The organism is Arthrobacter sp. 05L45_2 (assembly GCF_056397525.1).
The window spans coordinates 1-6,439 of sequence record NZ_JBFTNO010000182.1 but is presented as its reverse complement, the minus strand read 5'-3'; the positions used below and the strand labels follow the sequence as shown (position 1 = coordinate 6,439).

The 6,439-nt window shown below is 70.4% G+C and carries 8 protein-coding genes; 1 reads left to right on the top strand and 7 read right to left on the bottom strand.

The window, feature by feature from the left end; translation table 11 throughout:
• The first annotated feature begins 191 nt into the window (after nt 1–191).
• On the top strand, nt 192–1,427 hold the full coding sequence (locus tag AC1DHD_RS12935) for a heparan-alpha-glucosaminide N-acetyltransferase domain-containing protein (RefSeq protein WP_476880100.1): 1,236 nt from the start codon (nt 192–194) through the stop codon (nt 1,425–1,427).
• Between the two features lie 55 nt (nt 1,428–1,482).
• Here AC1DHD_RS12935 and AC1DHD_RS12930 read toward each other — a convergent pair whose 3' ends face one another.
• The 7 genes from AC1DHD_RS12930 to AC1DHD_RS12900 form a co-directional block, all read right to left on the bottom strand.
• Nucleotides 1,483–1,953: a hypothetical protein gene (locus AC1DHD_RS12930; protein ID WP_476880099.1), complete on the bottom strand. Its 471-nt coding sequence runs from the start codon at nt 1,951–1,953 to the stop codon at nt 1,483–1,485.
• Nucleotides 1,953–2,711, bottom strand: coding sequence for a 4-hydroxy-tetrahydrodipicolinate reductase (gene dapB, locus AC1DHD_RS12925; RefSeq protein ID WP_476880098.1), 759 nt, complete (start codon nt 2,709–2,711; stop codon nt 1,953–1,955). The genes AC1DHD_RS12930 and dapB overlap by 1 nt, the downstream gene beginning before the upstream one ends.
• A 70-nt stretch (nt 2,712–2,781) precedes the next feature.
• Nucleotides 2,782–3,246: a molybdenum cofactor biosynthesis protein MoaE gene (locus AC1DHD_RS12920; RefSeq protein ID WP_476880097.1), complete on the bottom strand. Its 465-nt coding sequence runs from the start codon at nt 3,244–3,246 to the stop codon at nt 2,782–2,784.
• On the bottom strand, nt 3,236–3,757 hold the full coding sequence (locus AC1DHD_RS12915) for a MogA/MoaB family molybdenum cofactor biosynthesis protein (protein ID WP_476880101.1): 522 nt from the start codon (nt 3,755–3,757) through the stop codon (nt 3,236–3,238). The genes AC1DHD_RS12920 and AC1DHD_RS12915 overlap by 11 nt, the downstream gene beginning before the upstream one ends.
• Nucleotides 3,758–3,759: 2 nt before the next feature.
• Nucleotides 3,760–4,260, bottom strand: a complete 501-nt coding sequence (moaC, locus tag AC1DHD_RS12910; RefSeq protein WP_476880096.1) for a cyclic pyranopterin monophosphate synthase MoaC — start codon at nt 4,258–4,260, stop codon at nt 3,760–3,762.
• Nucleotides 4,248–5,465, bottom strand: a complete 1,218-nt coding sequence (locus AC1DHD_RS12905; protein ID WP_476880095.1) for a molybdopterin molybdotransferase MoeA — start codon at nt 5,463–5,465, stop codon at nt 4,248–4,250. Before AC1DHD_RS12905 ends, moaC begins: the two co-directional genes overlap by 13 nt.
• 26 nt (nt 5,466–5,491) lie before the next feature.
• On the bottom strand, nt 5,492–6,439 hold a 948-nt coding region (locus AC1DHD_RS12900), incomplete at its 5' end, for a molybdopterin-dependent oxidoreductase (protein WP_476880094.1).

Genomic DNA, 6,439 nt, shown 5'->3' with positions numbered 1-6,439 from the left:
GTCCACCACTCTGGGGCTCAGTGCCTTGAGGACGCCGGTGGCGTTGATCGGAGCCGGCTCTGGTGCGTTGTTCATGATGCACATAGTATTCGAACATATATTCGAATACAAGGAGTGGTTCTGCAGTATGGCCGGTCCGGCACCGGCCGGGGCGGAGCACCCGCGCGGGCCGGTCATGAGACGATCGTGGGATGAGCTCGCGCGGTACGGCAACCACTTCACGGACCGCTAAGACCAAGGCAGCCGCTCCCCGGCTGAGGGGCATTGACGCAGCCCGCGGCCTGGCCCTGCTGGGCATGATGGCAACCCACGTGCTCCCCACCTTCGGGTCCGACGCCCAGCTCACTCCCACGTGGGTTGGCCTGGTGCTCTCCGGACGCGCCGCGGCGCTTTTCGCGGTGCTTGCGGGCATYGGACTCGCACTCTCCACGGGCAAGGAGCGTCCCCTGGAAGGCRCCGCGCTGTGGGGCGCCCGGCGGGGCATCGCACTCCGCGCGCTGGTGATAGGCGCCGTCGGACTTTGCCTCGGTGGCCTCGAGGTGAACATCGCCGTCATCCTGGTCCACTACGCCGTGCTGTTCCTTTGCGTCCTGCCGTTCCTCGGGCTGAATCCGAAGCGGCTTTGGCTGCTGGCCGCGGCCTGGCTGCTGGCGGCCCCGGTACTGGCCTATCTCCTGCGGCCGTGGCTGCTGGCCGCCGAGCCGCCCCTCCACCTGGGCTACAACCCCGGCTGGGAGGATCTGGCTACCCCGGGCCGGGTGCTCGGCGATGTGTTCCTGACCGGCTACTACCCGGTACTGCAGTGGCTGGCCTACCTGATCATTGGCCTGGCGATCGGCCGGATGGCACTGTCCACCGCGGCCGTTCAGCTGTTGCTGGTGGCCGGCGGGACCATCACCGCGGTCCTGGCGAAGTGGTTCAGTGTTGTGCTGATGGAGGACTGGGGCGGCCGGGCGGCGCTCCAGGAGCACGTAGGTGATCCCGCCTATCCGCTGGCGAGCCTGTTGCAGGTGAACCTCGCGGGCATCGACCAGTCAGGTTCGGCGTGGTGGCTGGCCTCCAGCGCCCCGCATTCGGGAACCACACTTGACCTGCTGCATACCGCGGGGGTGGGCGCCGCCGTCGTCGGTCTCTGCCTGTTGTTGGGCCGCCTCGCGGACTGGGTGCAGCTGGATCTGTTGCTCCCGTTGCGCGGGGCCGGCGCCTTGACGCTGAGCCTCTACACGGCGCATGTGTGCCTAATGGCCTCGCTGCATGGCCGCCCGCTTCCGGCCGGCTGGAGCGTGGAGGGCCTGTTTTGGGCGCAGGCGCTCGCGGCCCTGGTCATCGGCACGATCTTCGCCAGGCTGTCCTGGCGGGGGCCGTTGGAATGGGCCGGCCATGCCGCGAACCTCCTGGGACGCGGCCGGCGGGCCGGCCTGCGCTAGAAGGCTGCGCTAGGGGGCTGCGCTAGAAGGCCGGCCTGCTGCGCTGGAGGCGCCGTTAGCCGGCCCGAAACAGGCGGACAGCGTCGCGCATGGAAGCACGGGCGCGCTTCCGGTCGCCGGCGGCGTCGTACGCGCAGCTGAGCCGGAACCAGGAGCGCCAGTCCCCCGGGGCCGCTTCTGCTTCCGCACGGTATTTCTCGAATTCCAGGTCTGCAGCCTCCCGGACGATCCTGCCGCCGGGCGTGCGCGGGAGGGTGTCCTCGGGCAGGCCGCCTTCCGCTTCCAGGACCTTGGCCATCCGCTCGGTCCGGGCCCCGAAGAGCAGCTCCCGCACCAGGGCCCACGCCCCGACGATCGGCAGCAGCAGGTACGCGAGGCCGAGGGCCTTCGCGACCAGGTTCTGGTCGGTCAGCAGCAGCACGGACCGCTGCAGGGACACCACCAGGTAGAAGACGAGCAGGAGCGTGACAGCGCCCACCCAGATTTTGGTGCGGTTGGCCTTGAAGGCACCCAGGACGCCGGCCATCAGAGGCCCAGGTCCAGGTAGCCGTCCAGGCCTACCGTCAGGCCGGGGTGGGCGGCAACGTTCCTGACCCCGAGCAGCACGCCAGGCATAAAGGAGGCGCGGTCGAAGGAGTCGTGGCGGAAGGTAAGCTGCTCCCCCGGGCCGCCGAGCAGGACCTCCTGGTGTGCAACGAGGCCGCGCAGCCGCACGCTGTGGACTCGGACGCCGTCGACCTCGCAGCCCCGGGCGCCGGGGCGCTCGCTGGTGGTGGCGTCGGGGCTGGCCGGGGTGCCGGCGGCGGCCCGCTCCGCGGCGACCAGCTGGGCGGTGCGGACGGCGGTGCCGGAGGGGGCGTCCACCTTGTCCGGGTGGTGCAGCTCGATGATCTCGACCGATTCGAAGTAGCGGGACGCTTTCGCGGCGAAGGCCGAGGCGAGCACCGAACCGAGGGCGAAGTTCGGGGCGATGAGGACGCCGACGCCGGGCTGGCCGGCGAGGAGGGACTCGAGCCGGGCCAGCCGGTCTGCGTCCCAGCCGGTGGTGCCGACGACGGCGTGCATACCGTGTTCGACGGCGAACCGGACGTTCGCCTCGGTGCTTTCGGGAACGGTCAGGTCCACCACAACGCGGGCGCCGGAGTCCACCAGCGCGTCGAGGGAGTCGCTGCGGCCCAGTGCGGCGACGAGGGTGAGGTCTTCGGCGGCGTGCACGGCTTTAACAGCCTCGGCGCCCATCCGTCCGTTGGCGCCCAGGACGGCGACGGCGAGTTGTTCGGTCATGGCTTCAACCCTACCGCCGGGGGCGGTCCCGGCTGGAACCGGCGGCCGAGCGTTACCCGCTGCGGAGGGCTTATCCGCCCGCGCCGACCCACTCAACGGTGCCGTCGGCGAAGAACTGTTCCTTCCAGATGGGGACCTGGTCCTTGATCCGGTCCACCAGTTCGGCGCACACTGCGAAGGCCTGCCCCCGGTGCGCGGCGGAGACGGCACAGACCAGGGCGGGGTCGCCGATTTCCAGCATCCCGGTCCGGTGCGCGGCCCAGATCCGCACGGGCTGGGCGGGGCTGTCCGATCCGGCGGAGTGTTCGGCGACGAGCTGCGCGACGACGTCGGCCATCACCTGGTGCGCCGTGGGATGGGCGCTGTAGCTGAGCCGGTGCACCGGCTTGCCGCCGTCGTGGTTGCGGACAACGCCGCTGAAACTCACCACGGCGCCTGCCGTGTCCGATTCCACCGCAAGGATCGCCTGGTCCACGGAGATGGGTTCGGCGCTGAGGACGGCATGCACGATTTCGAAGGATGGTTCAGTGCCCATGGGTGCCCTCCAGCTGGTCGCAGAGGTGTCCGATGATGGGGTCCAGCACACCCAGGCCGTCCATCACGCCCTTCGGCGAGCCGGGGAGGTTGACGATGAACGTGGTCCCGGCCGTGCCGGCGTGGCCGCGGCTGAGCATGGCCGTCGGGGTTTTTGCCGTGCCGGCGCTGCGGAGCCCCTCCATGATGCCGGGGATCTCGCGGTCCAGCAGCGGGAGGGTCTGTTCGGGCGTGGCGTCGGTGGGGCTCAGGCCGGTACCGCCGCTGGTGATGATGACGGCCGGGTGCTGGGTCAGCAGGGCTCGGAGGGCCGCGCCCACCGGCTCGCCGTCGGGTACCACCATGGCGGGAAATGACTCGAAGCCGTGTTCGGCCAGCCAGTCGGCGATCACCGGGCCGGTGAGGTCCTCGTAGACCCCCGCGGCGGCCCGGGTGGAGGCGATCACAATCCCGGCCCTGCGGCCGGTCGCTTCGCCGTGGCGGTGCGGTTCTGGGTGGTTCGTTCCGGTCAGGCTCACAGTGTCCAGTCCCCGCTCTTGCCGCCGCTCTTGGCCAGCACTTTGATGTCCGTCAGGACCGCGTGCTTGTCCACGGCCTTGATCATGTCGTACACACTTAGGGCGGCCACGGTAACGGCCGTGAGCGCTTCCATTTCCACCCCGGTCACGCCCCGGGTCTTGACGGTGGCGAAAATCGTCACCGAGCCGGCGCCGAGTTCGAAGTCGACGGTGACTTTGGTCAGCGGCAGCGGGTGGCACAGCGGAACGAGGTCCGGCGTCTTCTTGGCGGCCATGATGCCGGCGACCCGGGCCACGGCGAGTGCGTCCCCCTTCGGCAGTTCCCCGGCGCCGAGCAGCTCCAGGACCTCCGGGGTGCTGTTCACGGTTGCGGTGGCGGTGGCCTCCCGCGTGGTCTCGGCCTTGTTGGACACATCAACCATCTGGGCGGTGCCGTCCTGCCGCAGGTGGGTTAGCCCGGGCTTGCCGGGGGTATTGGTTTCGTTCACAGCACCCATACTTCCACCTCGTCGCCCGCCTCGAGCGCCGCGGTGCCCACGGGGACCTGGATGAAGGCGTTGGAGTTCGCCAGCGCGTGGACCAGATGTGATCCCGGTCCGCCCTCCGGCCGCACCGTCCCGTCGGGGCCGAGCACTGCGCGCCGGACCTGGTGTTTGGTTTCCGGGGATTCCAGGGCCTCGGAGAGCCTGGCCCGGATCACAGTGCGGGGCGACGGGGCGCCGAAGAGCTCGGCGAGTACGGGCCGGAGGAACATTTCAAAGGAGACCAGGCAGCTGACGGGGTTCCCTGGGAAACCAAGGACCGGCACCCCTTCGAAGCTGCCGATGCCCTGCGGCCCGCCCGGCTGCATGGCGACGGCGCCGAATTCGACGTCGTGGCCTGCCAGTGCCTGCCGGACCACCTCGTAGGCGCCCTTGCTGACGCCGCCGGTGGTGATGATGAGGTCGACGTCGGGGGCGTGCCGGCGCAGCAGCCCGGCCAGTTCCGCGGGGTCGTCCGTGGAGATGCCCGACCGCGTCACGGACAGGCCGGCCTGCCGGAGCGCTGATTCGAGCAGGGTGCCGTTGGCGTCGTAGATCTTTCCGGGCTGCAGCGGGGTGCCGGGTTCCAGTACTTCGTCCCCGGTGGTGACGAGCAGGACCCGGGCCGCGGCGTGCACCGGCACCCGGGTGATGCCCAGGGCCGCCAGGAGCCCGAGTTGTCCCGGGCCAAGGTAAGTCCCGGCCGCCAGTGCCAGCGCCCCGGCGGCGATGTCACTGCCGACGTCGCGGACGAAGGTGCCCGGCGGCGTGGCGGGGAGGCGCACAGTGGCGGCCTCCCCCGGCGCAGGGAAGACGTCCGGAAGGGCCTGTTCAATGGGAACGACGGCGTCCGCGCCAGGCGGGATCATGGCCCCGGTCATGATGGGCGCGGCCGTCCCCGGGGTCAGGGGCGCGGGCTCGGCACCGGCCGGTACGGGTGCGGCGACGTGCAGTTCCGCACCGCCGGCCGGCACGTCGGCGCTGCGGATGGCGAAGCCGTCCATTTGCGAGTTGGGGAACGGCGGGAGGTCCAGGGGGGCCTCAATGTCGGCAGCCAGTCCGCGGCCCAGGGCGTCGCCCAGCGGCACGGTCTCGATGCGGTCAGCGAGCGGTACCAGGAGGGAGCGGACCTTGTCCCGGTGCGCTTCCACGGTGACGGGCCTGTTCGCGGTGCGGTGCATGCGGTGGTGACCTTCGGCTCGGCGGACTAGGACTTCACGTCCACTGTAACGGTGTGGTAGCCGGTGGCACCGCTGGGCGCCGCCGGAGCCCGGTCCTCCACCTGCGGGACGCCCGTGAGATCGGTCGCCCGGACCTGCACCTCGTACTGKCCCGGGCCCAGSGGCASGGAGAKCYTCCACTGGCACCACGTGTCCGTAGAGATGGCGCGGGCCAGGTCCGCCTGTTTCCAGTCGCCGCGATCGATCCGGACCTCCACTTTGCCGACGCCGCGGTGCTGCGCCCAGGCGACGCCGCCCAGGTCCACCGTCCCGGCCTGCACGCTGCGGCCGGAACGGGGCACGTCGATCCGTGACGAGGTCTTGATCGGGCCGTGTTCACTCCAGCCCCGGGGCGTCCAATAAGCGACGTCGTCCGCGAACCGGGTCACTTTCAGTTCGGTGACCCACTTGGTTGCCGAGACGTAGCCGTACAGCCCGGGGACGATCAGCCGGACCGGGAAGCCGTGCTCGAGCGGCAGCGGCTCCCCGTTCATTCCCACCGCCAGGAGGGCGTCACGGTTGTCGGTGAGAACTTCCAGCGGCGTTCCGGCTGTCCAGCCGTCCGCGCTGCGGGAAAGCACCATGTCCGCCCCCGGTTTGGGTCCGGCCTGGGCCAGCAGTTCGCGGACCGGCCAGCCGAGCCAGCGCGCGTTGCCGATGAGGTCACCTCCCACCTCGTTGGAAACGCAGGCAATGGTGACGTACCGCTCGGTCAGGGGCTTGGCCAGCAGCGCGGCGAAATCCAGCTCGACCTCGCGCTCCACCATTCCGGTGACTTTGAGCGTCCATTGGGCCGGGTCCACGACGGGAACCCGGAGGGCCGTGTCGATCCGGTAAAAGTCCGCGTTCGGGGTCACTAAGGGGCTTACGCCCGCGAGTCCGGCTTCGGCGCCGGCGGGAATCGCTGCCGCCCGCGACGCCGGGTTGGGCAGGAC